This window comes from Microbacterium sp. SLBN-111 (assembly GCF_049739645.1).
Lineage (GTDB): Bacteria > Actinomycetota > Actinomycetes > Actinomycetales > Microbacteriaceae > Microbacterium.
In genome coordinates this window covers 2,905,349-2,931,288 of the sequence record NZ_JBMGQH010000001.1, presented here as the reverse complement: position 1 = coordinate 2,931,288, position 25,940 = coordinate 2,905,349, and the positions used below count along the sequence as shown (strand labels likewise).

The following is a 25,940-nucleotide window of genomic DNA, read 5'->3' as shown; positions in this document are numbered from 1 at the left end:
CGTCACGACGCGCTCACCGCGGACACGGTGTGGATGCGGCACAGGCCGAACGAGAACTCGTCGCGACAGTGCACCTCGTACGGCGCGGCGAAGCTGTGCCCGCGCATCACCCCGACCGCGCGCTGCACGCGCTCGACGAACTGCTCCCTCGCCGCGTCGTCGAAGGGTGGCTGGTGCGGCTCGGCGTAGTCCTTGGTCGCGGCGGTCGGTCGCAGCACGAGGAGCTTCGCGCCGCCCGGCGGCATCCCGGCGACCTGCTCGATCGCCCCCGACGAGAACGCGAGCTGGTAGGCCGCGAGCTGCGGGTTGTCGGCCACCTTCGCGTCGGTCTGCGGCTCGTTCTTGCCCGTCTTGAGGTCGACGATGACGACCTCACCCGACGGCGTGACCTCGACCCGGTCGATGTCGCCGCTCAGGATCGCGCCGTGCTCCCCCGCGTCCTCCACGGGGATGGCCACCTCGAAGTGCCGCTCGGTCCCGACGAGGCGCCCGCCGGCGTCGCCGAAACGCCGCACGTAGGTCGCCAGACGCCGCACGAGCTCGCGGGCGCGCACGCGTTCCGCGCGCTCGCGCCAGGCCGCGTCGAAGACGAGCTCGCCCCAGCGCTCCTCGACGACGCTCCACAGCTCGTCCTCGGTGCCCGCCGCCGCGGTTTCCAGCGCGGCATGGATGATCGTGCCGATGCCCGCGGTCGTTCCGCTGCGATCGCCGCCGAGGTCGCCGATGACCCAGTCGAGCTCGCACTGTTCGAGGGCGTGCAGCCGCGAGGGCGACACCCGCACGTCCTCTCGCTCGAGGTCGCGGAGCGGTGCCGTCGAACTCGGCGCCGCGACGCCGTACCACTGCTCGGGTGCCGCCCCCGCGACCTCGGCGGCCGCGAGCAGGGCGAGCTGACCCGCCGCGTGGCGGCGCTCGCGCGCCGGGGAGCGGGGCGAGGTGAGGGTGCGGCGGTGGCGCGCCACGAGGCCGCGCAGCGAGAGCGGATGCTCCGGGACGGCGGATGCCGGCTCGGGCGTCGGCAGCATCTCGAAGAGCACGCTGGGACCGGTGTCGTCGTCGTCGACCGCGGTCACGATGAGCCGCGAGTGCGCGCGCGACAGTGCGCGCACGAACAGCCGCAGTTCGTCGTGCATCGCGGCGCGGCGACGGTCGAGCATCCCCGCGGCCGGCAGGTCGGGGAACTGCACGGCGTCGGCGAGGCGCCACGTCTCGAGGAGTCCGCCGCGCAGCCGGGTGTTGGGCCACACGCCTTCCTGCACCCCGGCGACGACGACCGTGTCGAACGCCGTACCGGCCGCCGCGGCGGGCGTCAGGACCCGGACGGTGTCGACCACGGCGGGCTGCTCGATCCGGTCCTCCGCGACGTCGCTGTCGATCACCGACCGCAGGAACACCGCGGCCTCCCCGTCGGGCTCGCGCTCGGTGAACCGTTTGGCCGCCTGGAAGAGCGCGACGATCGCGTCGAGGTCGCGGTCGGCCTGCTCGGCGAGCGGGCCATGCCCGCGCGAAGCTTCGCGCCACGGGCGGGACAGACCGCTCCGCTCCCACGCGGTCCAGAGCAGTTCGTGCGCCGTGGCGTGCGCGTCGGCCTGGGACCGGAGGGCGGCGAGCGTCTCCCCGAGCCGCGTCGCCCGGCGGGCCTCGCGGGTGTCGATGGTCGCGAGGTCGAGCGGATGCCGCAGCCCCGACGTCAGCAGTTCCGCACCGGAGCGCGTCCCCCCGGCGGACAGTTCCTCCTGCCGCAGGGCGGAGCGCAAGCGGCGCAGCTCGATGGGGTCGAGCCCGCCGTAGGTGCCGAGGAGCGCGTCGAGGACGGCATCCGCGGTCCAGGCGTCGGGGTCGCGCATGCCGAGTTCGACGAGGGTGACGAGGTCGCGCACCGCGCGCTGCGCGCCGAGGGCCACGCCGGGTCCGCTGGCTCGCGCGGGCACTTCGCGCGCGGCCAATTCGGCCTCGAGCGCGGCGACCTGGCGCGAGTCGTGCGCGATCACGGCGCAGGAGCTCCACGGCACGCCGTCGAGGACGTGGCGCTCGCGCAGCAGGCGGGCGATCGCGTCGGCCTCTTCGGCCGGGGACCGCAGGAGAAAGGTGCGCACGGATCCCTCGGGCGCAGCCCCGATCGGCGCACGACGGTGGGCCACGACTCCGGCCGCCCCGATCCGCGCCGCGACCCCGCGGACGAGGTCGATCTGCTCGGTCGTGCCGCGGTGGGGGTCGCCGAGAGCGACGAGACCGCCCAGCTCGGCCGCGAGCCGCGCGAAGTTCTCCGGCGTCGCCCCGCGGAACGCCCCCGACCCGACATCGGGATCGCCGAACGCGACGACGCCGATCCCGCGCGCGCGGCACGCGCGCAGCAGGTCGATCCCGCCGGACGTGAGTTCTTGCGCGTCGTCGACGAGGATGCAGCGGATCGAGGCGAAACGCCCCAGCAGTTCGCGGTCGCCCGCGGCCTCGTCGAACACCGCGACGGCCTCGCGGGCGAGGTCGGCGGCGTCACGGTGGGCTCCGCGCATCTCGGCCCGGACGGCGCGGTACTCGGCAGCGAAGGACCCGACCGCCGCCCACACCGGGATGCCATGGCGCTCGGCCAGCGCGGGAAGGTCTTCGGGCGCGATACCGAGGTCGGTGCACTCGGCGAGGAACGCCCGCAGATCGCCGCGGAAGCCGCGTGTGGCGCGGATGGACGGCCCCAGCCAGTCGGGCCACCGACGACGCCCCTCGGCCTCGTCGAGCGCGTCGCCCTCGAGCAGTTCGCGGATGATCTGGTCTTCGTCTCCACCGGTGAGCAGCTGCGGGGGCTCGGCGCCGCGGCGGACCTCCGCTCCACGCACGATCTGGAAAGCGAAGGAGGCCAACGACCGCGCGAGCGCACCGGCCGTCGCGCGGCCCACCGCGAGAGCCAGCGGGTCGCGCAGGGCGGTCGCCGCCGGTCGGGTCGGCGTCAGGACCAGAACGTGGTCGGGGTCGACTCCCCGATCGACGAGAGACCGCACCCGGGACAGCAGCGTCGACGTCTTCCCCGACCCGGGCGCTCCGACGACGGCACCGCTCGCCTCCGGATCCCACGCGACGACGACCTGCTGCTCGGGATCGAGTTCGCCAGGATCCAGCGCCCGCGCCGACCACCGGTCACCCCCGGCGACAGGCACCTTCGCGTCCTCTCGGGCGAGGGTGGCGGCATCCGGATCCTGCATGCGTTCCACGCTAGCCGGGGCCTCCGACACGGGCCCCGCGACCCGCCCCGTTCGCCGTCCGCGAAGCGTGACCGCGAGCGCGGAACCCCCCTCCGCGGGTGTCGTAGAGTCGGATCATCGCGCCGGGTGGACCGACAAACCCGGGCGGAAAGGACGCATCGTGGAGATCCGCATCGGCATCACCAACACCGGGCGCGAACTGAACTTCGAGACCGCCGAATCGTCGGATGCCGTGAAGTCGTCGATCGCCGCCGCGCTCGACCAGTCCGCCACCCACGTCACCTTCACCGACGTCAAGGGCAACTCCTACATCGTCCCGACCGCGAACCTGGCCTTCGTCGAGCTCGGCACCGAAGAGGCCCGTCGCGTCGGCTTCGTCGCCTGACCCCACGGCCATGGAGATCCTGCTCGGGCTGATCTTCGGCGCGGTGGTCGGTCTCGCCGTCCACTACGCCCTGCCGCACCGCGACCAGCGCGGTGCGCTCCTCGCCCCGCTCGCCGGGGCAGCGGCATCCGGCGTGTCCTGGACCGTCCTCACCTGGGCGGGTCTGGGAGCCGCCACCCCCGTGCCGTGGATCGTGGCGATCGTCGCGCCCGCCGTGACGACGCTGATCCTGGTTCCGGTGCTGACCCGCGCGCGCCAGCGCAGCAACGCCGCCCTCCGCGGACGCCGCGCCGCCTGAACCGCCGGGCCGCGGCCCACCGAGGCTCCGCCGGCTCACCGACGCCGCGCCGCCTGACCGCGACGCCCGAACGCGTCAGGCCGCCAGGCCCATGGCATCCATTCGCCGGGCGTGGGCGCCCATGAGCTCCGTGAACACCGGCTCGACCTTCGCCTCTTCGGCGCTGTCCAGGCGCGAGTGCGTGAGCGCGGCCCGCGCCACGAGGAGCGTGTCGCCCACCAGCCGGCGCCCCCACAGCGCGAGCAGCCAGCGCCACTCCTCGTCGCTCGCGATCGTCGCGCCGAGAATCTCGACGATCGCCTGACGGTCGTCGTCGGCCTGCAGGATGCGCGCGACCCGGCGCCCGGTCTCGCCGTAGCTCGACGACAACGCCAGGTAGAAATCGTCGAGCATGCCCGCCGTGATGTGGACGGACAGCATCGTCTCCTGCGGCCGGACGCCGTGGGTGTTGCGGCGGAACGCGTCGAGGGACTCGCGGAACGGCAGCATGAGCTGCGTCGGATCGGCACCGCGCTCGCGGATGACCGCGACGATCTCCTGGTGCTTGATGAGCGCCGCGCCCGCGGCGCGCGACAACGATTCCTTCTCGGCGAGTTCGGGCGTCAACGCGATGAGCTCGCTCAGCGTCTCGAAGAATCCGAGCTGCAGATAGGCGGCCTGACCGAGGAAGGTGTCCAGGTCGGGGGCCAGCTCGGCGAAGTCGACGCGCATCGCGTCGCCCAGATCTCCACGGGAGCGCAACTGCAGCGTCCGACCGACCGGTCGACGACGACGGAACCACTCGAACACGCTCTACAGCCTAGGCGTACGGCATGGTCGGACCCCCGAAACACGCGCCGGGTAGAGTGGACACACCCCGGCGATGGATCGGGGCCCCGCGCCTGTGGACGAGTGGAGGGCGTGGATCCGACTCCCCAGGCGGTCTCTCACCGCCGGAACAGGCACGCTCATGACGACTTTCGCCGAGCTCGGCGTCGATCAGGACATCGTCGATGCCCTGGCATCCAAGGGCATCGTGGATGCCTTCCCGATCCAGGAACAGACCATCCCCCTCGGCCTTCCGGGCCAGGACATCATCGGTCAGGCCAAGACCGGAACGGGCAAGACCTTCGGCTTCGGCATCCCCGTGGTCCAGCGCCTCGGCGCGAACCCCGAGCCCGGCGTGAAGGCGCTGATCGTGGTTCCCACGCGCGAGCTCGCCGTCCAGGTCTACGAGGACATGGACATGCTGACCCAGAACCGCGCGACGAGCGTCGTCGCGATCTACGGCGGCAAGGCGTACGAGGGTCAGATCGACCAGCTCAAGGCCGGCGCGCAGATCGTCGTCGGCACGCCGGGTCGTCTGATCGACCTCAGCAACCAGCGCCTGCTCGACCTGTCCGGTGCCGTCGAGGTCGTGCTCGACGAAGCCGACAAAATGCTCGACCTCGGCTTCCTCGCCGACATCGAGAAGATCTTCCAGAAGGTCCCCGCGGTCCGCCACACGCAGCTGTTCTCGGCGACCATGCCCGGGCCGATCGTCGCGCTCGCGCGTCGCTTCATGTCGAACCCGATCCACATGCGAGCGAACGACCCCGACGAGGGCCTCACGCAGGCCAACATCAAGCACCTCGTCTACCGCGCGCACTCGCTCGACAAGGACGAGGTCATCGCCCGCATCCTGCAGGCCGAGGGTCGCGGCAAGACCGTCATCTTCACGCGCACGAAGCGCGCTGCCCAGAAGCTCGTCGACGAACTCAACGACCGCGGCTTCAACGCCGCAGCCGTCCACGGCGACATGAGCCAGGAGTCGCGCGAGCGCTCCATGGCGGCCTTCAAGGCCGGCAAGCGCGACGTGCTGATCGCGACCGACGTCGCCGCGCGCGGCATCGACGTGAACGACGTCACGCACGTCATCAACCACACGATCCCCGACGACGAGAAGACGTACCTGCACCGCGCCGGCCGCACCGGCCGCGCCGGCAAGACCGGTATCGCGGTGACGTTCGTCGACTGGGACGACCTGCACAAGTGGGCGCTCATCAACCGCGCCCTGGAGTTCGGCCAGCCCGAGCCCATCGAGACCTATTCGTCGAGCCCGCACCTCTACACCGACCTCGACATCCCCGAGGGCACGAAGGGCCGCCTCGTCACCGCCCCCAAGGCCGCGCCGGCTCCCAAGGCCGAGAAGCCCGAGAGCACGGACGGGACGGATGCCACGGCCGAGGGCGCTCCGCGTCGTCGCCGTCGTCGCCGCGGCGGGTCGGGCACGTCGGGCGAGCAGCGGGCTTCGTCGACGCCGCGCGCCGAGGGCGCCGGCACGCACGACGGCGGAGGCAGCGAGCACCACGACGGCAACGCGGCTCCGCGTCGTCGCCGTCGCCGCCGCAGCGGCGGGTCCGGCACCAACGCCGCCCCCGTGGCCTGAGCACTCACTCACCACGCGGCGCCGTCCCTTTCGAGTGGCGGCGCCGTCGTCATGTGTGCGGGTGGAGCTGCATAACTCCTGCACATCGGTCGCGGGAGCGCCCACGAACGCCGCCCCGCGCCGAAGCGCAGGAGTTGTGCGCCGTGAACGGGCCGCGGCCGTCAGGCGTAGACCGGCGCGGAGCCGGTACCCGCGGCGATGATCCGCGCGACCATCTCGTCGTCGGTCGTGTTCTCGCCGGGGACGTTGGGCTTGCCCAGGCCGTGGTAGTCGCTCGACCCGGTGACGATGAGGTCGCGTTCGGCCGCGAGTCGCGCGAGGGTGGCCGTGGCATCGGGGAGGTTCTCACGGTGACGCAGCTCGAAACCGGCGAGGCCCGCCGCGAGCATGCGCTCGAGGACCGGCCGCGGCAGCAGCGCCCGACCGGCGGGGTGGGCGATGATCGGCACGCCACCCGCCCCGACGACGAGCTCGACCGCGGTCACCGGGTCGGGCGCGAAGAGCGACACGTAGTACTCGTTGCGCGGGTGGAGGATGCCGGCGAACGCCTCGGTGCGGTCAGCGACGATCCCGCGGGCGACGAGCGCGTCCGCGATGTGGGGACGGCCGACCGTCGCCCCGTCGGTCGTCTGCGCGACGATGTCGTCCCAGTCGATGTCGAAATCGCGCGAGATGCGTTCCGCCATGATCTGCGCACGGTCGAGGCGTGAGGAGCGGATGCGATCGGTCATCGCCCGGAGCGCCTCGTCGTCCGGATCGACGAGGTAGGCCAGCAGGTGGACGCTGCGCCACTCGTGCTGCGCCGACAGCTCCATCCCGGGCAGGAACGTCATGCCGAGCGACGACGCGGCCTCGGCCGCTTCGGCCCACCCCGACGTCGTGTCGTGGTCGGTGAGAGCCGCGGTCCGCAGACCGTGGCGGTGCGCGGCTGCCATGACGAGGGCGGGTGATTCGGTCCCGTCGGAGTGTGTCGAGTGGAGGTGAAGGTCACTCGGTCCCTCGAATCGTCGATCGCGCTCCACCCGTCGAGCGTACCGTCCGCCCGCGCCGCGGCGTCGCTCACGTGGAGGCGCCGGAGAGGTGGCATCCGTCGATCTCTCAGGCGCCTCGCCTAGGGTCGGGTGCGTGCGTCGGCTGTTCGGGATCCTCTTCGCGCTCGCGTGCACGGCGCTGGCCGTGGCGGTGACCTGGCCGACCGTCTTCGGGATCGAGCGGACCTTCCCGCTAGCCCAGGTGATCTCGTTCCGTCTCCCCGTCGCGGGCGGTTTCGCCGCCGCCGCGGCGCTGGCGCTGCTGTTCGCGTTGTTCCGTCCGCTGCGCGCCGTGGCGCTCACGGTCGCCCTCGTCTTCATCGCGGCGGCGGGAGTGAACGGCGCGTCCGTGCTGCAGCGCGGGACGCAATCCGACGCGCTGCCCGAGAAGACCGCGACGAGCCTGCGCGTGATGACCTGGAACACCGCGGGCGAGGCGACGTCGGCCGAGGCGATCGCGGAACTCGCGGTCGCGATGAAGGCGGACGTCGTCACCCTTCCCGAGACCACGATCGACACCGGCGCGCGGGTCGCCGAACTCATGCGCGATCTGGGCCAGCCGATGTGGGCGCATCACGCCGAGTACGGGACGACCGGATGGGATGCCACGTCCACGACCGTCCTGATCCGGCCCGAGCTCGGCGACTACAGCGTCATCCAGTCCTCGCTCGACGGGTCGAGCAACACCTCGACCGTGCCGAGCGCGGTCGCCATGCCGGTGTCGGGGAACGGTCCGATCATCGTCGCGGCCCACGCGGTCGCCCCGCGGCAGGACTACATGGCGCAGTGGAACTCCGACCTGAAGTGGCTCGCGGATCAGTGCGCGACGGACAACGTCATCCTCGCCGGCGACTTCAACGCCACGCTCGACCACATGACCGGCCTGGGCGAGGACGGCGGCACGCTCGGCCGCTGCCGCGACGCGGCGTCCGAGAGCGGCAGCGGCGGGGTCGGCACGTGGCCGACGGACGTGCCGGCGCTGCTCGGCGCGCCGATCGACCACGTCATGGCGACGCCGGACTGGACCGTGACCGGTTCCGTCGTGCTCCGCACCCTCGACGGCTCCGGGAGCGACCACCGTCCGATGGTGGTGCAGTTGGAGCGCACCGGCGGCTGACCGTGCGCGGTGCGGCGTGCGGTGCGAGACTGGACGCATGGACTCCCCCGCCGACCGCGACACGATCGCCCCCGCAGAGCCGAAGCCCGTCGAGACGACGACGAACCGCAAGGCGCCGTTCCCACGCGGCTTCCTCGACACGATCTCGACCGGGTGGGCCGAGCGCCCCGAGTCGCTGCCGACCGCGCGCGAGCAGTCCGCGTGGGCCGCGCGCCGCCGCGCCCGCGTCTCCGAGGCGTTCCCGGGCGACCGGCTCGTGATCCCCGCGGGCTCGCTCAAGCAGCGCAGCAACGACACCGACTACCCGTTCCGCGCCCACTCGGCGTTCGCGCACCTCACCGGGTGGGCGGCGGACTCCGAGCCCGACTCGGTCCTGGTCTTCGAGCCGCGAGACGACGGGCACGAGGCGGTCCTCTACTTCCGTGAGCGTGCCGACCGCACGACTCCCGAGTTCTACGCGGATGCCTCGATCGGCGAGTTCTGGATCGGTCCGCGCCCCGCCCTGGCCGGTGTCGCCTCCGACCTGGGCCTCGCGACCGCCCACGTCGACAGCTTCGTCGCCGCGGACGACGACCGCGTCGTGGGCGTGGACGACGAGCTCACGCGGTTCGTCTCGGAGCTGCGTCTGGTGAAGGACGAGTACGAGCTGGCCCAGATGGCCCTGGCCGTCGAGGTCACGGCATCCGGATTCGACGACATCATCGCCGAGCTCCCCCACGTCATCGAGCACCCGCGGGGCGAGCGCGTCGTCGAGGGCGTCTTCCACCGCCGTGCGCGCGCGGACGGCAACGCCGTCGGGTACGACACGATCGCCGCCTCGGGTCCCCACGCGTGCTACCTGCACTGGACGCGCAACGACGGCGCCGTCGTCCCGGGCGACCTCATCCTCATCGACGCCGGCGTCGAGGTCGACAGCCTGTACACCGCCGACATCACCCGCACGCTGCCCGTGTCGGGGCGCTTCACCGAGGTGCAGCGGCGGGTCTACGAGGCGGTGCGCGAGGCCGCCGACGCCGCCTTCGCGGCCGCGCGCCCCGGCGTGCCCTTCCGCCGCATCCACGAGGCCGCCATGGAGGTCATCGCCGCCCGCGTGGCCGAGTGGGGTCTCCTGCCGGTGACGGCGGAGGAGGCTCTGGATGCCGATCGCGGCGGCCAGCACCGGCGGTACATGGTGCACGGCACGAGCCACCACCTCGGCATCGACGTGCACGACTGCGCGCAGGCGCGGCGCGACATGTACTACGACGGGCTGCTCGAACCCGGTATGGTCTTCACGATCGAGCCGGGCCTCTACTTCCAGATCGACGACCTCACGGTGCCCGAGGAGTACCGCGGCATCGGCGTGCGCATCGAGGACGACATCGTGATGACCTCCGACGGGCCGGTGAACCTGTCCGCCGGGATCCCCCGCACGGCCGACGAGGTCGAGGACTGGATCGCGCGGCTCGCCCGGTGACCTTCACCCCTCCCGCGTCGTTCACGACGCGGCCGACGTTGCGCGGATCGTTCGGCATGTCGGCATCCACGCACTGGACGGCCACCGCGACCGCGCAATCCGTCCTGGAACGGGGCGGCAACGCCTTCGACGCCGCGGTCGCGGCGGCCTTCGTGCTGCACGTCGTCGAGCCGCATCTGAACGGTCCGGGCGGCGACCTCGTCGCGATCGTCCGCCCGGCGGGGGCCGACGAGCCGCGCGTGCTGATGGGGCAGGGTCCCGCGCCGGCGGGGGCGTCGATCGCAGCGTTCCGCGCGCGTGGGCTCGACCTCGTGCCCGGCGCGGGAGGACTCGCCGCCGCGGTGCCCGGCGCGGTCGACGCCTGGCTGCTCCTTCTCCGCGACCACGGCACGTGGGAGCTCGCCGACGTCCTGGACTACGCGATCGGCTACGCGCGCGACGGACACCCGCTCGTCGCCGGTGCCGCCGTGACGATCGGCCGGGTGGCCGACCTCTTCCGCGACCACTGGACGACGTCGGCGGACCTGTGGATGCCGACGGGCGCGGTGCCCGCACCGAACACCGTCGTCCGCAACCCGGCGTATGCCGCGGTGCTGGAGGGTCTCGTCGCCGTGGGCGCGCGCGTCGACGACCGGGAATCCCGGATCGACGCGGCCCGTCGCGAGTGGATGACGGGGTTGCTGCCGCGCGCGGCGGCGTTCGTGCGCACGCCGCACCGCCACTCGGACGGCGGCGACCACCCCGGCGTGCTCGACGACGCCGATCTCGCGGGATGGAGCGCCTCCGTCGAACCGGCCGTGTCGGCGACGTTCCGCGGGTGGCGGGTGTTCAAGGCCGGCGTGTGGACGCAGGGTCCCGCCCTGCTGCAGACGCTGCGGATGCTCGACCCCCTCGAGGACGAGCTCCTCGATCCGTCGACGGCGGCCGGAGCCCACACCCTCCTCGAGGTGCAGAAGCTGGCCTACGCCGACCGGGACGCGTGGTTCGGCGACGCGGGTGCCGCGGTCGGCATCGACGCGCTCCTCGCGGACGACTACCTCGCGGGGCGGGCGTCGCTCGTCGACGACACCGCGAGCGCTGAGCTGCGCCCCGGCTCCCCCGACGGTCGCACGCCCGTCCTGCCGCCCCTGCGGACGGATGCCGGGGTCACGAGCGCGGGCACCGGCGAGCCGACGGTCGACCGACGCGGGCAGACGCGCGGCGACACGTGCCACCTCGATGTCATCGACCGCTGGGGCAATGTCGTGTCCGCGACACCCTCCGGCGGGTGGCTGCAGTCCTCCCCCGCGGTCCCCGACCTGGGCTTCTGCCTCGGGACGCGCCTGCAGGCGACGTGGTTGATCCCCGGGCACCCGGCATCCCTCGTCCCGGGTCGGAGGCCCCGCACCACGCTCACCCCGACGATGCTGACGCGCGGCGACGAGGTCATCGCCCTGGGATCGCCCGGCGGCGACCAGCAGGATGCGTGGCAGTTGCCGGTGCTGCTGCGCATGCTCGTGGGGGCATACGAGCCGCAGCAGGCCATCGACGCCCCGTCGCTGCACACGACCGCGGTCCTCGATTCGTTCTGGCCGCGGACGTGGACACCGTCGGGTGCCGTCGTCGAGGACCGGATCGGCGACGCCGTCGTCGAGGAACTCGAACGTCGCGGACACCGTGTGCGCCGCGCCGGTGACTGGGCCCTCGGCCGCGTGAGCGCCGTCGGGCGCGACGCCGACGGTCTGCTGTGGGCCGCGGCGAACCCGCGCGGGATGCAGGGGTACGCTGCCGGACGCTGAGCCGTTGTCCACAGGGTGAAATCACGGCCCCCGCGGGTTCCCTACGATCCCGCGCATGTCGTATTCGGTGGATCCCCCGCAGGTGCTCAGCGTGGCCGAACGTCTGCGCGGCTGCTTCGACGACCTCGACGAGGTGGCGACCTCCCTCCGGAGGGCGGTGGATGCCGTGGCCCAAGCACTCGCCCGGGCGACGTCCGCGCACGTCGGGTTCGTCGAGGTCGCCGACGCGCGCGTCGACCTGGCCCACCGGATCGTCGGACGCGGTCGCTCCGCCATCGCGGCCCTGCAGTCGGCGGTCCTCGCCTACGTAACGGCCGACACCGAGATGGCGGCGACGACGGGGATGCACAGCGCAGCGGTCGAGGGCCGTGGCAATCCCTTCGATCCCACGGTTTTCGGGAAGAGACGACTGTGACGGCTGAGACGCTGGTGCCGGAGCCGCCGGCGGACGCCGAACAGGTGCGCCAGGCGACCGAGGCGCTGCGGCACCGGGCGGACCAGGTCGAGCTGACCGTCCAGGAAGCACTCCTCACCTGGAATCTCGTCCCCCAGCTGTATCGCGCACCGGAGGCCGACGTCCTGCACCAGTCCCTGACGAGCACGCGACCGGTCGGGCGCGAGATCGCCGCCGGGCTCGAGGCCGCGTGCCGCGCACTCGAACACTACGCGGACGACCTCGACGATCTCGCGTACGAGCGCGCGCTGATCCTGAACGCACAGGCCTCCGGAGCTCCGGCCCCCGTCTGGGAGAGCGACGCCACAGACCGGGGCGCGGCGATGAACGATCTCGCCCACCGGAGGTGGCAGGCCGCCCTCCGACGCGATGCCGCCGCGCTCGCCGAGCGATACGACGAGGCGACGGACCGCTGTGCGCGCGCCCTGCGCGCCATCCCGGACGTGTCGTGGACATCACTCGTCGCCTGGGCCAGCCCCGAGGTCACCGATTCGCCCGCCTCACCGACGGACACGGTCGGTCGCGCGATCCTCGATCGGCTCGCCACAGCTCCGGATGCCGCCGACCTGCTGTCGCGGCATCCGGAATGGTCCGTCATCCTCGGTCGCACGGCGCCCGGCGAGATCGCGCGGTGGTGGGCGGGTCTCGACCCCCGGCTCGCCGGCGCCCTCGTCACGGCCGTGCCCGCCCTCGTCGGAAACCTCGACGGAGTGCCGATCGCCGAACGCGTGGCCGTCAACCGCGGGCGCGCGAGCGACCATCTGCGCCAGTTGCGCGCGGAACGGCGGGCCCTCGAGGCGCTGCGCGCCCCGCGCTCGCGGGCGAACGCCCTCGAGGTCCTCGACCGCCGCGCGGAGCGGGCACGCCTCGACCGCGAGATCGCGTACTTCGAGAACGTGGTGAGCGGGAGGAAGCAGCTGTACGCCTGGGACCCGGAGCACGGTTCGTTGATCGAGATGGCGGGCGAACCGTCCACGGCCACGGCGGCGCTCTTCGTCGTCCCGGGCACGAATGCGAACCCGGAGTCGTTCATGTCCGATCGCCCCGTCACGGATTTCGCGGAGTGGCAGGTCGGCTCCGGCGGCGGATTGGTGGTCGCCTTCACCGTCCTCACCGGGCCCATGCCGCAACTCGACGACCTCGTGACGGCGGGCCCGGAATGGAATCGGTTCGCCAAACAGCGCGGCGCGGAATACGCTCGCTTCGTTCAGGGAGTGGATGCTACCCACCCCGACCTCTGGACGATGAGCTACGAGCACTCCTACGGCGGCGGAGTCGGCAGCGAGGCCGAAAAACACGGCGGGACCGTGGACGCTCGATTCCTCGCCGCGAGCGTCGGTGCCATCGGCCCCTACGAACCCCATCCCGGGACGCAGTACTTCGCGACGCAGGCGATCGACGACATCAACCGCTACTACGCGGGCGTCGGGCTCGGCCCCCTCGGCTTCACCGTCGCGCCGGAGACGATCCCCGGCGTGCACATCGTCGATTCGGGGCTGCCCTGGCCGAACATCCCCCAGCTCGTCGACCTGGGCCTGACCCGGGATCCGGGTGTGCTCGTCGGCATCGTGCGCGACAGCGTGCAGCATCACACGGCGCTGATGAGCGGGGACGAATCCATCAACGGTCCGGTAATGCGGACAGTCCGCGACCTCCTCGCATCGAAAGGCGACCATCCGTGAATTCCCGTCATCTCGTCCTAATGGCGGTGATCCTCATTCCCTTGCTGGCAGGCTGCAGCGACTCGCGGCCAAAGTATGCCGACGTCCGCGCGGAGGCGATTGAGGCCCTCACAGAAGTCGAAGCGCTCATCCCGGGTGCGACGACACCTCGGCCGAGGCCCGAACAAGAACCGTTCGGTTGTGGGAACGATCCACTATCCGGGGCGGGGAGCGACACCGCTTTCTACACCGGATATTGGGAAGTTGAAGTCAGCGACGATCTCGATGTCCCGGGCTTCATCGAGGAGCTTCCGTCGAAGCTCGGTGACGGATGGACGATTGAAGACTTAGGAGTTGCCGTCCCGTTTGCTCAGGTGCACCTCCTGCAGAAATCCCCCAAGCTCAGCCTCACAGTCGAGGAGAGGAGCCGAAGCGGCAAGAAGGGCATCGATCTGCTGGTCATGTCACGCTGTGGAGTAGACGCGCCTGCTTCGGCATCGGTGTCTCAACAGCTACTGCCGACGGTTCACAGCCCCCGCACGAACTCCCCCACGACGCCGGCGAGCCCCGCGCCGATCTCCTCCGCCGGTCGTCGCTTCCCCTTCACGGCGAACGAATGATCGGCCCCTTCGATCCAGTGGACGCGCGCGTCGTGGCACGTCGCGACGACGTCGTCGAACTGCTCACGTGGGGCGATGAAGGGGTCGTTCTCCCCCTCGACGAAGAGCTGCGGGAGGGTGATCCGCGGCAGGTGCTCGGCGCGAGGCTTGTCCGGGCGGCCGGGCGCATGCAGCGGGTACCCGAGGTACGCGAGGGCTCGGGGCGTCACGGCTCCCTCGGCGGCGGCGACCGACGCCATGCGCCCGCCGTAGGACTTGCCGACGGCGACGAAGGCACCGACGCCCTCGGACGCGAGCCACCCCTGCACACCCGCCCATGTGGCGACGGCGTGGGTGGCGGGGCCTGGCATCCGTCGTCCGGCCTCCACGTAGGGGAAGACGAACCGGAGCACCGCGATGCCTGAGCCGGACAGCGCCGACGCGAGACCCTCGAGGAACGGGTGGGTCATCCCGGCACCCGCGCCGTGTGCGAGCGCGATCGTCGCGTCCGCGCCCGGGACGTCCGCCCACAGACCCGACACCTCGGTCTCCCCTGTCGGCAGCGCCACGGGGATGCGGACGGGACGGGGCGTCACCGGTCTTCGCGCGGTGTGCCGGACTCCGCGTCGGACTCCCGCGAAGCCGTCGTCTCCGGCTCGGCGTCCGAAGAGGACCCCGGTGCAGACGGGGTACCGGCACCGGGGGCCGCCGGCGGCGCAATGCGCTCGCCATACCGCGGCGGCTCGTCGTCCGCGGGGCGCGGAGGCACCGGCGGACGCGGAGGCACCGCGGGCGCCGCCGTGCCGGGAGTCGTCACGCGCTCGCCGTACTGCGGCGGCGCGGCGTTCGCGGGGGCCGGGGGTCGTACGACCTCGGTGCGGATCGCGCCCGACGTCCCGAGGATCCCGCGGGCCTTCGCCAGGCTCGACGCTGCGACGAACACGTCGTAGTGATCGGCAGCCACCTGCGTGACCGAGGCGAAATCGCGGCGGCGGCGCAGGAGCGAATACGTGCCGAGGCTCAGCAGCATGCCGAGCGCCATGCCGACCAGCAGCACACCCACGAAGGCCGAGATCTGCGCGTTCGGCGTGCCGAGCACGAAGATGAACGCGAACAGCAGGCCGAGCATCAGACCGTTCAGCGCCCCGGAGCGTGCCGCCGTGGCGTAGCCGAGACGGCCGGTGATCCGCTCCATCGAACGCAGCCCCGTGCCGACGATCGTGATGTCGCGAGCGGGAACCTCCCCCGCGATGAGGGCGGACACGGCCTTCTGCGCGTTCTCGTACTTCGGAAACGACGCGACCGCTTGCCCGAGATCGTCTGTTCCCGTGCCGGCGGGTCCCCCGAACATGCTCATTTCACCATCTTGTCACGCGGCCCTGTGGGCCCGATGGATGCCCCCGACAGAACGCGGACTACGCTGGGACGGTGAGCACGCAAAGGGTTTTCGTCGCCCGCTTGGCGGGCTGCACGGTGTTCGATCCCGCGGGAGACCGCCTGGGAAAGGTGCGCGACGTCGTGGTGATCTACCGCGCCTCCGCCGCACCGCGCGTCGTGGGCCTCGTCGTCGAGATCCCCGGACGCCGACATGTGTTCGTGTCCATCGGCCGCGTGACATCCATCCAGTCCGGGCAGGTCATCACGACCGGTCTCATCAACGTGCGCCGGTTCCAGCAGCGCGGCGGCGAAGTCCGTGTCATGGCCGAGATGCTCGGCCGCCGCGTGCACCTCGTGGACGGCTCCGGCGACGCCGTCATCGAAGACGTCGCGATCGAACGCAACCGCCTCGGCGAATGGGACGTGGGTCAGCTCTTCCTCCGCCGCCCGCGCACGAGCGCGTCGCCGTTCGCGAAGGGGGCGACGACGTTCGCGGCCTGGAACGACGTCCGCGAGCAGCAGACGCCCGGGCAGGCGCAGTCGGCCGAGCAGCTCGTCGCGACGTACTCCGACCTGAAGCCCGCCGACCTCGCGAACACGCTCCTCGACCTCCCCGAGGAGCGCCTCATCGAGGTCGCCGAAGAACTCAGCGACGACCGCCTGGCCGATGCCCTCGAGGAGATGCCCGAGGACGAGCAGGTCCACATCCTCGAGCAGCTGGGCGACGAGCGCGCCGCCGACATCCTGGATGCCATGGAGCCCGATGACGCGGCCGACCTCCTCGGCCAGCTGCCGGAGTCCCGCTCTGAGCAGCTCCTCGAGCTCATGGAGCCCGAGGAGGCCGACGACGTCCGCGCCCTGCTGCAGTACGGTCCCGACACCGCCGGTGGCCTCATGACCCCCGAGCCGATCGTGTTGTCCGCGGATGCCACCGTGGCCGAGGCCCTCGCGCTGATCCGCCGCCACGAGCTGCACCCCGCGCTCGCGGCATCCGTGTTCATCACGCTGCCCCCGTACGAGACGCCGACGGGCCGACTGCTCGGCACGGTGCACTTCCAGCGCATGCTCCGCTACCCGCCGCACGAGCGGCTCGGCGCGATCATCGACGACACCCTCGAGCCGGTGCCCGCCGACGCATCCGCGGCCGAAGTCGCGCGCCTGCTCGCGAGCTACAACCTCGTCTCCCTGCCGGTCGTGGATCAGGCGCATCGTCTCGTCGGCTGCGTCAGCATCGACGACGTGCTCGACTACCTGCTGCCCGACGACTGGCGCACGCACGACAGCGACGATCCGAAACCCAAGACGACGATCAGACCGCCCGCGACCGCGAGCATCCCCCAGATCCCGACCCAGACGCGAACGCAGACCCCGAGGAGGCGCTGATGGCACGTGCACAACGACAGACCGCCCTCGACGCCCCCCGCGGCCGCACGGGAATGCTGGCGCCGCGCGCGCCGCAGCCTTCGCGCGACCGGTTCGGCCGGTTCACCGAGTGGGTCGCCCGCGCCATGGGCACGCCGACGTTCCTCCTGTCGCTCACACTCTTCTGCGTCGTGTGGATGGGCTGGAACTCGCTCGCGCCGGACGCCTGGCGTTTCGACTCCGCCGACATCGGCTTCACCGCGCTGACCCTCGTCCTGTCGCTCCAGGCGTCGTACGCGGCCCCGCTCATCCTGCTCGCGCAGAACCGGCAGGACGACCGCGACCGCGTGCAGATCGAGCAGGACCGCCAGCGCGCCGAGCGCAACCTCGCCGACACGGAGTACCTCGCCCGCGAGATCGTCGCGCTGCGCATGGCCGTGCGCGACCTCACCGACGAAGTCATCACGAAGGAGAGCCTGCGCGCCGAGCTCAAGGCCGCGCTGGAACGCCTCGACGACCACGACAGCGCCGAACCGAAACCGGCCACGTCGTGAGCGCGACGGTCGCCGACCGCGTGCGCGCCGCGGTCGCGGCCGTCACCGATCCCGAACTGCGCCGTCCCCTCGGCGAACTCGACATGCTGCGCGATGTCACCGTGCGCGACGGCGTCGCGGAGGTCGGGATCGCCCTGACGATCGTCGGCTGTCCCGCCGCGGACCGCATCGAGAGGGACGTCCGCGCCGCCGCGGCATCCGTCGACGGGGTGTCCGGAGTCGAAGTCGCCGTCGGCGTGATGTCGCCGGACGAGCGCCGCGCACTCACCGAGCGCCTCCGCGGCGGCCGCGCGGCGCGCGAGATGCCCTTCGGCCCCGATTCCCTCACGCGCGTCATCGCGGTCACGAGCGGCAAGGGCGGTGTCGGCAAGTCGACGCTGACCGCGAACCTCGCGGTCGCGCTCGCGGCCCGGGGACTTCGCGTCGGACTCGTGGATGCCGATGTCCACGGGTTCTCGATCCCGGGTCTGCTCGGCCTGGTCGACGCGGACGGGTTGCCACCGGCTCCGACGCGCCTGGACGACCTGATCCTCCCGCCCGTCGCGTACGGGGTGAAGGTCATCTCGATCGGCATGTTCCTCCGCCGACCGGGCGAGGAGGCCGCGGGCGCCGTCGCATGGCGCGGGCCGATGCTGCACCGCACCGTGCAGCAGTTCCTCACCGACGTGTACTTCGGCGACCTCGACGTGCTGCTGCTCGACATGCCGCCGGGCACGGGCGACGTCGCGATCTCGGTGGGTCAGCTGCTCCCCCACGCCGACGTGCTCGTCGTCACCACGCCGCAGGCCGCGGCGGCGGACGTCGCGGTGCGGTCAGGACTCGTCGCTCGACAGACCGGCCAGACGCCCATCGGCGTGATCGAGAACATGGCGGCGATGGCCCTCCCCGACGGCACGCTGCTCGATCTGTTCGGCTCGGGTGGCGGCGAGACGGTGGCCCACGCGCTCTCGAGCGACGGTGTGGACGTGCCGCTGCTGGCATCCGTTCCGCTCAGCCCGGCCTTGCGGACCGGTGGTGACGACGGGCGCCCGGTCGTGATCGCACGGCCCGACGACCCGGCGTCGATCGCGATCGACAGGGCTGCCGCGGCCCTGGCGGTTCGCCCGCGGGGACTGCCCGGCCGGTCTCTGCCGCTGCGCGTGAACTGAGGTCAGGTCGCTTCGTCGTCGAACGGCGGCTTTTCACCGGCGACGAACGTCGGCTTGTCGGTCGCCGCCTGCGTGGCGAGAGCGGCGGCACCGGCGGCGCGCATCGTCGCCGTGGGCGTGTCGTCGAGCAGGGCCTCGCGGATGATGCGGCGCGGGTCGTACTGACGCGGGTCGAGCTTGCGCCAATCGACCTCGTCGAACTCCGGCCCCATCTCGTCGCGCATGCGCGTCTTCGCGCCCTGCATCGTCTCTCGCGCGCGCTTGGTCAGCCGCGCGAGGCTCTCGGCGTACTTCGGGAGACGTTCGGGGCCGATGATGAGGGCAGCGATCACTCCGATCAGCAGAAGCTTCTCGATGGTCAGCCCGAAGAACATGGATTCAGATTACCCGCCGCGCCTCGGCCATCGAGACGGACCACCCGTCTAGCCTGGGCGAGGAGGTCCACGTGAGCGGTTACGAGGCGAACGAGCGGTTCGTGCAGGAGTCGACGGTCGAACCCGAGCACATCGCCCGCGCTCGCGCGCACGCGCTGGAGCTGGGTGCGGCGCCGATCAGTCCCGCCGTCGGCGCGCAGATCGCGGTGCTCGCGGCCGCCTCGCGAGCCCTCAACGTGGTCGAGGTCGGCACGGGCGGCGGGGTCTCCGGACTCTGGCTGCTGCACGGCTCGCCGCGCGCGACCCTGACGACCATCGACAGCGAGCCCGAACACCTGGGCGCCGCGCGCCAGGCCTTCGCGGACGCGCGGATTCCCGCGGCTCGCGCGCGCTTCATCACCGGACGGGCCGCCGACGTGCTCCCCCGGATGAACGAAGCGTCCTACGACATCGTCCTCATCGACGCCGACGCCGAGGGCGTCATCGAGTACGTCGAGCACGGCCTGCGTCTCGTGCGCGCGGGCGGAACGGTTCTCGTCCCGCGCGTCCTCGCCGGGGGCGCCGTGGCCGACCCGGTGCGACGCGACGCCGTCACGACCGCGTACCGCTCGTTGATCCAGGAGGTGCAGAGTTCGCCGGCGGTGTTCGGCGCGCTGTCCACCACCGGCGAGGGTCTGCTGCAACTCACGACGGTCACCCCTCTCACCTGACCACCGCGGCCGCATCACCCGCCGCGTACGACGAAGGCCGGCCCCCGCGGGGACCGGCCTTCGTACAGGATTCGTCAGGCTGCGCCGACGACTCCGCCGAGCACGTCGTAGAGCTCTTTGGCCTCAGCGTCGTTGACCGACACCACCAGGCGTCCGCCGCCTTCGAGCGGCACACGCACGATGATCAGCCGGCCCTCCTTCACGGCCTCCATAGGTCCGTCACCGGTACGCGGCTTCATGGCTGCCATCGCGGCCCCCTTTTCGTCGTTGGTCTATGGACTAGTTTAGTCGGTCCCCGGAGCGGCCCGACGGCAGCGGTCGATGTGGCGCCCGTCACGCACCGTCACGGGATCTGCCAGAACGTGTTCCCGAGGGCGTACATGTTGTAGATCCACCACCACTGACCCAGCAGACACGCGGCCAGGACACCGATCCGCCACGCGCGCGACGGCGGCACCGCGAGGGCTCCCCACAGCGGCGAGAGCGGCACGAGCAGTCGGAAGATGCTCGACTGCGGGAAGAACACGAGCAGCAGATAGACGAGATAGCTCGCCGACCACAGGCGCAGCTCGATGCCGAGGCGCTTCACCTGCGGGGCGAACAGCAGCACCGCCGTCACTCCCAGCACGAGCAGCACCAGCGCCACGAAGCCGGCGACCGGGCCGAGACCCCACTGTGTGAACCAGAAACCCGCGCCCTGGATCCATCCCTCCACCGGCACGAACTGGTCGCTCGCCCCGGCGATCCAGTTCCGCCGCCAGGCCAGCTCGGTCGCGAGGTAGGCGCGGGGGTCGCCGGTCACGACGCCCGCGATGACCTGCCACGCGAAGCCCGCGACGACGGCCACCGCGCCGAGACCCACGAGGTGCGCCATCTCGCGCAGGGAGAACGCCTCGACGCGACGCCTCGCGAAGCGGTACACGCCGTACAGCCCCAGGAACAGCGCGAATGCCAGGATGCCGGGACGCGTGAAGCCGATCACCGGCACGAGGACGTAGAGCCAGCCCCACCGCCTCAGCTGCACGCAACGGAGCGCCAGGAACAGGAGGAACAGGAACATCGACTCGGCATAGCCGACCTGGAAGAGTGCAGCGAGCGGTCCGCAGGCGAAGAACGTCACCGCCCAGAGGGCGGCCGAGTCACCGATACGATCGCGCAGCAACCCGTGCAGGACGACGCTCGCGCCGAAACCCGACAGCAGAGAGATCACGACCGCACCCGCACCCCACGAGCCGAGCACCGTGCCGAGCCCGGCCGAGAGGTAGCTGTAGACGGGCAGGAAGGCCCACGCGTTCTCCGCGACGTCGCCGTGCGGGGTGAGCGGCAGGACGCTCGGGTAGCCCGACACCGCCGCGAACCAGTACCACTGCGCGTCCCACCCCAGCGCGAGCTGTCCGAGCGACGGATCCACGCCATGGCGCGAACCCGGCCCGGACAGCGCGGCAGCGATCAGGAAGAAGCCCGTGGTCACGAGCCGCGCGGCGACGTAGATGACCGCGATGCGCGCCGCGACGGGCCAGTCCTGCCAGGACCGTGCCCGCGGAGACGTCGCGGTCGCGGTGCTCACGACCCGGTCAGCCAGGAGCGGAGGCCGCGCTCGACGGTCTCGATCTGGGCGAGCGGAACACGCTCCTCGTCGTGGTGGGCGAGGTGGGGGTCGCCGGGCCCGTAGTTGACGGCCGGGATGCCGAGGGTCGAGAACCGCGCGACGTCGGTCCACCCGTACTTGGGCTTGGGCGTCGCGCCGACGGCGGCGACGAAATCCCGGGCGAGATCGGCATCCAATCCGGGTCGCGCACCCTCGGCGACGTCCACGATCTCGACGTCGAAACCGGTGAAGACGTCGCGCACGACCCGCTCGGCGGTCGCGGCGTCGCGGCTCGGGGCGAAGCGGTAGTTGACCTCGATCTCGCACGCGTCGGGGATGACGTTGCCCGCCACGCCCCCGCTGATGCGCACCGCGTTCAGACCCTCGCGGTAGACGAGGCCCTCGACCTCAATCTCGCGGGCCCGGTACTCCGCGAGGCGGGCGAGGACGGGGGCGGCCTTATGGATCGCGTTCTCGCCGATCCAGGAGCGGGCGCTGTGCGCGCGCACGCCGGTCGTGCGGACGATCGCGCGCAGGGTGCCGTTGCAGCCGCCCTCGACCTCGCCGTTGCTCGGCTCGCCGAGGATGGCGAAGTCGCCGACGAACAGGTCGGGGCGGTTCCGTGCGAGACGACCGAGGCCGTTGAGGGACGAGTCGACCTCTTCGTGGTCGTACCACATCCACGTGATGTCGACCGGGGGCTCGGTGAGCTCGACGGCCAGCTTGAGCTGTACGGCGACGCCGGCCTTCATGTCGACGGTCCCACGCCCCCACAGGAACGGCTCGCCGTGGATCTCGACGTCGCGCGTGGGCAGGTTGTCGTTGATCGGCACGGTGTCGATGTGCCCCGCGATGACCACGCGACGGGAACGTCCGAGGGACGTACGAGCGACGATCGTGTCGCCGTCGCGGATCACCTCGAGGTGGGGGTATCCCGACACGGCCGCTTCGATGGCATCCGCCAAGGGGGTCTCGTCGTCCGAGACGCTGGGGATGTCGCAGATCGCTCGCGTGATCTCGACGGAAGAGGCGGTCAGATCGAGCGTCGGCATGCGTCCGATCCTACCCAGGGCGCCCCGCTAGCCTGTCTGAGTGACCAACGAACGACAGATCACCGGTACCGGCCTCTCGACGATCGCCTCCGACGGCACCGTGCTCGACGCCTGGTTCCCCGCGCCCGCCCTCGGCTCCTCCGACACCGGCGCCGACCACGGCCTCGACACGCTCGCGGGCACCGACGAGCGCCGCGCGGTGCGGATCGAGGTCGTGAGCCTCACGATCGACGCGGATGCCGCGCCGGCCTCGACCGTGGACGCCTACCTGCGCCTGCACGCGCTGTCGCACCGGTTGGTCCGCCCCAACGAGCTCTCCCTCGACGGGATCTTCGCGCACCTGCCGAACGTCGCCTGGACGAACGCCGGTCCCATTCACCCGGATGACGCCACGCGGCTGCGCGCGACTCTCCAGCGCCATGGCATCCAGATCCAGGGGCTCGACAAGTTCCCGCGGCTGCTCGACTACGTGACCCCGCCGGGCGTGCGCATCGCCGACGCCTCCCGCGTGCGCCTGGGCGCGTACCTGTCCCCCGGAACGACCGTCATGCACGAGGGTTTCGTGAACTTCAACGCCGGCACGCTCGGCACGTCGATGATCGAGGGGCGCGTGTCGCAGGGCGTCGTGATCGGCGACGGCTCCGACATCGGCGGCGGCGCCTCGATCATGGGGACGCTGTCCGGCGGCGGGACGCACCGCGTCTCGATCGGGGCGCGCACGCTCCTCGGCGCCAACGCCGGCATCGGCATCTCGCTCGGCGACGACTGCGTCGTGGAGGCGGGCCTGTACGTGACCGCGGGCACGAAGGTGCGCGTCGGTGACGACACCGTAAAAGCGGGCGAGCTGTCGGGGCGGGATGGCATCCTGTTCCGTCGCAACTCGCTCACGGGTGCCGTCGAGGCCTCCGCGCGCGCGGGTGTCGGCGTGACCCTCAACGCGGCGCTGCACGCCTGACGCCGCGCGTCGTCAGTCGCGCACGCGCACCGAGAGGCACGTGACGCACCCCTCGAGCTTCTCGAACTCACTCACGTCGACCGTGACGACCTCGAGACCGCGGGCCCGGTGGGCGGCGGCGGTCTTGGGGGCGTCCGACGACATCAGCACCGTGGCCTCGTCGAGCACGACGACCGCTGTGCCGTGCTCCTCGGGCACGGGCGCGAAGACCGGGAAGTTCGCCGGGTCGTCGACGAGGGGCGCGTAGCCGACGACCGTGCCGTCGGGCAGTGCGGTCACCCCCGACTTCAGGTGCAGCACCTTGCTGACGGGGACGTCGACCACGTCCCAGCCGCGCGGCGCGAGCAGCGCGCGGAGCTGGGCGATCCCCTCGGCGTTGGTCCGCGAGGAGGCGCCGACGTACACCGTCCGGCCCACCTTGAGGACATCGCCGCCGTCGAGCGTGCCCGGCTCCGCGATCTCGGCGACTTGGAGTCCGGATGCCAAGACCGCCGCTGCCACCGTGGGCGCCTCGCCGCGGCGGGATTCGGCGCCCGCGCGGCAGAGCACGGCGAGGTCGCCGAACACGACGACGGCATCCTCGACGAAGACGCCGTCCGGCTGCGCGTCCGCCGGCTCGATCTCGATCACGTCCCACCCGCGGTTCCGGAAGACGTCGACGTAGCCGTGCCACTGCGCGAGCGCCAGGTCGGCGTCGACCGGGACACGGTCGAGGTGCGTGAGCTCGCCCTCGGCGAGCAGGGGCGACGGACGGCGGACGAGCAGACGCGACATGCACCGAACCTAGCGCGCGGGCGCCGGGGGCTCGGCATCCACCCTCCCGACCGGGCAGCGCAAGCTCAGCGATCCGCGCAGAATCAGCCGCATCGGCCCGGATCGGACTGACATAGCCCGAATCACTGAGGTTACGCGAGCGCCGCGGGCCCGGCATCCACCCTCCCAGCGCGCGGCGCAATGTCAGCGATCCGCGCAGGCTCAGCCGCATCCGCCCCGACCGCACTGACATAGCGCGAATCACCGACCGAGCGCGCCCGGCGCACAGCGAAACGCCCCGCCCCTCGCGAGAGGGACGGGGCGACGGCGTCGGATCAGACGCCGGGGTAGTCGCGCTGCGCGGCCCCCGTGTAGAGCTGCTGCGGGCGGCCGATCTTCGTCTGCGGGTCGGTGATCGCCTCGCGCCACTGCGCGAGCCAGCCGGGCAGGCGGCCGATGGCGAAGAGCACGGTGAACATGCGCGTCGGGAAGCCCATCGCCTTGTAGATGACGCCGGTGTAGAAGTCGACGTTCGGGTAGAGGCGACGCTCCTTGAAGTAGTCGTCTTCCAGCGCGATCTGCTCGAGTTCCTTGGCGAGGTCGAGCAGCGGGTCGCTCACGCCGAGCGCCTCGAGGACCTCGTCGGCAGCGCCCTTCACGAGCTTCGCGCGCGGGTCGTAGTTCTTGTAGACGCGGTGTCCGAAGCCCATGAGCTTCACGCCGTCTTCCTTGTTCTTCACGCGCTCGACGAACCGCTCGACGCTCTCGCCGGAGTCGCGGATGCGGCCGAGCATCTGCAGCACGGCCTCGTTCGCGCCGCCGTGCAGCGGGCCGGACAGGGCCTGGATGCCGGCGGAGATCGACGCGAACTGGTTCGCACCGGTCGAACCCACCAGGCGCACCGTCGAGGTCGAGGCGTTCTGCTCGTGGTCGGCGTGGAGCATGAGGAGCAGGTCGAGGGCCTTCGTCATGACCGGGTTGACCTGGTAGATCTCGCTGAGCACGCCGAAGTTCAGCTTGAGGAAGTTGTCGACGAAGCTCAGCGAGTTGTCGGGGTACAGGAAGGCCTGGCCGATGCTCTTCTTGTGCGCGTAGGCCGCGATCACGGGGAGCTTCGCGAGCATGCGGATCGTGTTGAGCTCGACGTGCTCGGGGTTGTGGGGGTCGGACTCCGCCTCGTAGTAGGTCGAGAGTGCCGCGGTGGCCGCCGACAGCACCGACATGGGGTGCGCGGTCGGGGGAAGCGAGGAGAAGAAGCGCTTGAGGTCTTCGTGCAGCAGCGTGTGACGGCGGATGCGCTCGTCGAAGGACGCCAGCTCGGATGCCGAGGGCAGTTCGCCGTAGATGAGGAGCCACGCCACCTCGAGATACGTGCTGTTCTGAGCGAGCTGCTCGATCGGGTAACCGCGGTAGCGCAGGATGCCCTGGTCACCGTCGATGAAGGTGATGTTCGACTTGGTCGATGCCGTGTTGACGAATCCGTAGTCGAGCGTGGTGTGACCGGTCTGCTTCGTCAGCGACGCGATGTCGATGCTCGGAACCCCGTCGGTGCCCCGCAGAACCGGGAATTCGGCGGTGGTGCCCCCCACCGTGAGGGTGGCCTTGTCGTGCTCCGTACCCGCGTCGCTCACCGCGCCTCCTTGCGATTTCTGGTCGCCCATGTGGTCAGGACCGTGGTCCTCGGCCG

Annotated in this window: 24 protein-coding genes; 13 read left to right on the top strand and 11 right to left on the bottom strand. The window is 71.6% G+C overall.

The features are described from left to right. Positions 1-2 precede the first annotated feature (2 nt). Positions 3-3,194 (bottom strand): ATP-dependent helicase, encoded by a 3,192-nt coding sequence (locus RKD05_RS13585; RefSeq protein WP_424710772.1) that lies wholly within the window; start codon positions 3,192-3,194, stop codon positions 3-5. Positions 3,195-3,354: 160 nt separating this feature from the next. Here RKD05_RS13585 and RKD05_RS13580 point away from each other — a divergent pair, with 160 nt between their 5' ends. Next, positions 3,355-3,579, top strand: a complete 225-nt coding sequence (locus tag RKD05_RS13580) for a DUF3107 domain-containing protein (RefSeq protein ID WP_424710770.1) — start codon at positions 3,355-3,357, stop codon at positions 3,577-3,579. Between the two features lie 10 nt (positions 3,580-3,589). Next, complete coding sequence (locus RKD05_RS13575; protein ID WP_424710768.1) at positions 3,590-3,877, top strand: hypothetical protein; 288 nt, start codon at positions 3,590-3,592, stop codon at positions 3,875-3,877. A 75-nt stretch (positions 3,878-3,952) separates the two neighbouring features. Here RKD05_RS13575 and RKD05_RS13570 read toward each other — a convergent pair whose 3' ends face one another. Next, entirely contained in the window at positions 3,953-4,666 is a 714-nt protein-coding gene (locus tag RKD05_RS13570; protein ID WP_424710766.1) for a ferritin-like fold-containing protein, read from the bottom strand. Between the two features lie 160 nt (positions 4,667-4,826). Between RKD05_RS13570 and RKD05_RS13565 the strand changes: the two genes are divergently transcribed. After that, positions 4,827-6,284 (top strand): DEAD/DEAH box helicase, encoded by a 1,458-nt coding sequence (locus RKD05_RS13565; RefSeq protein WP_424710765.1) that lies wholly within the window; start codon positions 4,827-4,829, stop codon positions 6,282-6,284. Positions 6,285-6,445: 161 nt separating this feature from the next. Here the strand turns inward: RKD05_RS13565 and RKD05_RS13560 are convergent, their stop codons facing one another. Next, on the bottom strand, positions 6,446-7,306 hold the full coding sequence (locus tag RKD05_RS13560; protein WP_424710763.1) for a PHP domain-containing protein: 861 nt from the start codon (positions 7,304-7,306) through the stop codon (positions 6,446-6,448). A gap of 103 nt (positions 7,307-7,409) precedes the next feature. On the opposite strand from RKD05_RS13560, the gene RKD05_RS13555 reads away from it, so the two are divergent. The 5 genes from RKD05_RS13555 to RKD05_RS13535 are packed head-to-tail and all read left to right on the top strand — an operon-like array spanning position 7,410 to position 13,802. Next, positions 7,410-8,432 (top strand): endonuclease/exonuclease/phosphatase family protein, encoded by a 1,023-nt coding sequence (locus tag RKD05_RS13555; protein ID WP_424710762.1) that lies wholly within the window; start codon positions 7,410-7,412, stop codon positions 8,430-8,432. Positions 8,433-8,469: 37 nt separating this feature from the next. Next, the gene (locus RKD05_RS13550) at positions 8,470-9,888 is read left to right on the top strand and encodes an aminopeptidase P family protein (RefSeq protein WP_424710760.1); all 1,419 of its coding nucleotides are present in this window, start codon (positions 8,470-8,472) and stop codon (positions 9,886-9,888) included. Next, complete coding sequence (locus RKD05_RS13545; RefSeq protein ID WP_424710759.1) at positions 9,885-11,666, top strand: gamma-glutamyltransferase family protein; 1,782 nt, start codon at positions 9,885-9,887, stop codon at positions 11,664-11,666. Before RKD05_RS13550 ends, RKD05_RS13545 begins: the two co-directional genes overlap by 4 nt. A 55-nt stretch (positions 11,667-11,721) precedes the next feature. Beyond that, on the top strand, positions 11,722-12,081 hold the full coding sequence (locus tag RKD05_RS13540; RefSeq protein WP_424710757.1) for a DUF6507 family protein: 360 nt from the start codon (positions 11,722-11,724) through the stop codon (positions 12,079-12,081). Further along, a complete protein-coding gene (locus tag RKD05_RS13535; protein ID WP_424710755.1) occupies positions 12,078-13,802 on the top strand; it encodes a hypothetical protein in 1,725 nt (574 codons plus the stop codon). Before RKD05_RS13540 ends, RKD05_RS13535 begins: the two co-directional genes overlap by 4 nt. A gap of 505 nt (positions 13,803-14,307) precedes the next feature. Here RKD05_RS13535 and RKD05_RS13530 read toward each other — a convergent pair. Both RKD05_RS13530 and RKD05_RS13525 read right to left on the bottom strand, forming a co-directional pair. Further along, the gene (locus tag RKD05_RS13530; RefSeq protein WP_424710753.1) at positions 14,308-14,976 is read right to left on the bottom strand and encodes an alpha/beta family hydrolase; all 669 of its coding nucleotides are present in this window, start codon (positions 14,974-14,976) and stop codon (positions 14,308-14,310) included. Next, positions 14,973-15,737: a general stress protein gene (locus RKD05_RS13525; protein ID WP_424710752.1), complete on the bottom strand. Its 765-nt coding sequence runs from the start codon at positions 15,735-15,737 to the stop codon at positions 14,973-14,975. The genes RKD05_RS13530 and RKD05_RS13525 overlap by 4 nt, the downstream gene beginning before the upstream one ends. Positions 15,738-15,808: 71 nt before the next feature. Here RKD05_RS13525 and RKD05_RS13520 point away from each other — a divergent pair, with 71 nt between their 5' ends. Genes RKD05_RS13520 through RKD05_RS13510 form a run of 3 tightly spaced genes read left to right on the top strand, consistent with a single transcriptional unit; the run spans position 15,809 to position 18,821 of the window. Next, positions 15,809-17,140, top strand: coding sequence for a magnesium transporter (locus RKD05_RS13520; protein WP_424710750.1), 1,332 nt, complete (start codon positions 15,809-15,811; stop codon positions 17,138-17,140). Further along, positions 17,140-17,673, top strand: a complete 534-nt coding sequence (locus RKD05_RS13515; RefSeq protein WP_424710748.1) for a DUF1003 domain-containing protein — start codon at positions 17,140-17,142, stop codon at positions 17,671-17,673. Before RKD05_RS13520 ends, RKD05_RS13515 begins: the two co-directional genes overlap by 1 nt. Beyond that, entirely contained in the window at positions 17,670-18,821 is a 1,152-nt protein-coding gene (locus tag RKD05_RS13510; RefSeq protein WP_424710747.1) for an Mrp/NBP35 family ATP-binding protein, read from the top strand. Before RKD05_RS13515 ends, RKD05_RS13510 begins: the two co-directional genes overlap by 4 nt. A gap of 2 nt (positions 18,822-18,823) precedes the next feature. Here the strand turns inward: RKD05_RS13510 and RKD05_RS13505 are convergent, their stop codons facing one another. Further along, entirely contained in the window at positions 18,824-19,195 is a 372-nt protein-coding gene (locus tag RKD05_RS13505; protein ID WP_424710746.1) for a Sec-independent protein translocase TatB, read from the bottom strand. A gap of 71 nt (positions 19,196-19,266) precedes the next feature. On the opposite strand from RKD05_RS13505, the gene RKD05_RS13500 reads away from it, so the two are divergent. Next, on the top strand, positions 19,267-19,905 hold the full coding sequence (locus RKD05_RS13500) for an O-methyltransferase (RefSeq protein ID WP_063257313.1): 639 nt from the start codon (positions 19,267-19,269) through the stop codon (positions 19,903-19,905). Positions 19,906-19,979: 74 nt separating this feature from the next. On the opposite strand, the gene RKD05_RS13495 is transcribed toward RKD05_RS13500, so the two are convergent. The 3 genes from RKD05_RS13495 to dapE all read right to left on the bottom strand — a co-directional run bounded on the left by RKD05_RS13495 (position 19,980) and on the right by dapE (position 22,545). Continuing rightward, positions 19,980-20,153: a DUF3117 domain-containing protein gene (locus RKD05_RS13495; RefSeq protein WP_076490128.1), complete on the bottom strand. Its 174-nt coding sequence runs from the start codon at positions 20,151-20,153 to the stop codon at positions 19,980-19,982. Positions 20,154-20,248: 95 nt separating this feature from the next. Continuing rightward, the gene (locus RKD05_RS13490; RefSeq protein WP_424710744.1) at positions 20,249-21,472 is read right to left on the bottom strand and encodes a hypothetical protein; all 1,224 of its coding nucleotides are present in this window, start codon (positions 21,470-21,472) and stop codon (positions 20,249-20,251) included. Further along, positions 21,469-22,545, bottom strand: coding sequence for a succinyl-diaminopimelate desuccinylase (gene dapE, locus RKD05_RS13485; RefSeq protein WP_424710743.1), 1,077 nt, complete (start codon positions 22,543-22,545; stop codon positions 21,469-21,471). The genes RKD05_RS13490 and dapE overlap by 4 nt, the downstream gene beginning before the upstream one ends. A 40-nt stretch (positions 22,546-22,585) precedes the next feature. Here dapE and dapD point away from each other — a divergent pair, with 40 nt between their 5' ends. After that, on the top strand, positions 22,586-23,500 hold the full coding sequence (dapD, locus tag RKD05_RS13480; protein WP_424710741.1) for a 2,3,4,5-tetrahydropyridine-2,6-dicarboxylate N-succinyltransferase: 915 nt from the start codon (positions 22,586-22,588) through the stop codon (positions 23,498-23,500). A gap of 12 nt (positions 23,501-23,512) precedes the next feature. On the opposite strand, the gene ddaH is transcribed toward dapD, so the two are convergent. Then, positions 23,513-24,274, bottom strand: coding sequence for a dimethylargininase (gene ddaH, locus RKD05_RS13475; RefSeq protein ID WP_424710739.1), 762 nt, complete (start codon positions 24,272-24,274; stop codon positions 23,513-23,515). Positions 24,275-24,588: 314 nt separating this feature from the next. Beyond that, positions 24,589-25,884: a citrate synthase gene (locus RKD05_RS13470; RefSeq protein WP_082822856.1), complete on the bottom strand. Its 1,296-nt coding sequence runs from the start codon at positions 25,882-25,884 to the stop codon at positions 24,589-24,591. Positions 25,885-25,940: the final 56 nt, after the last annotated feature.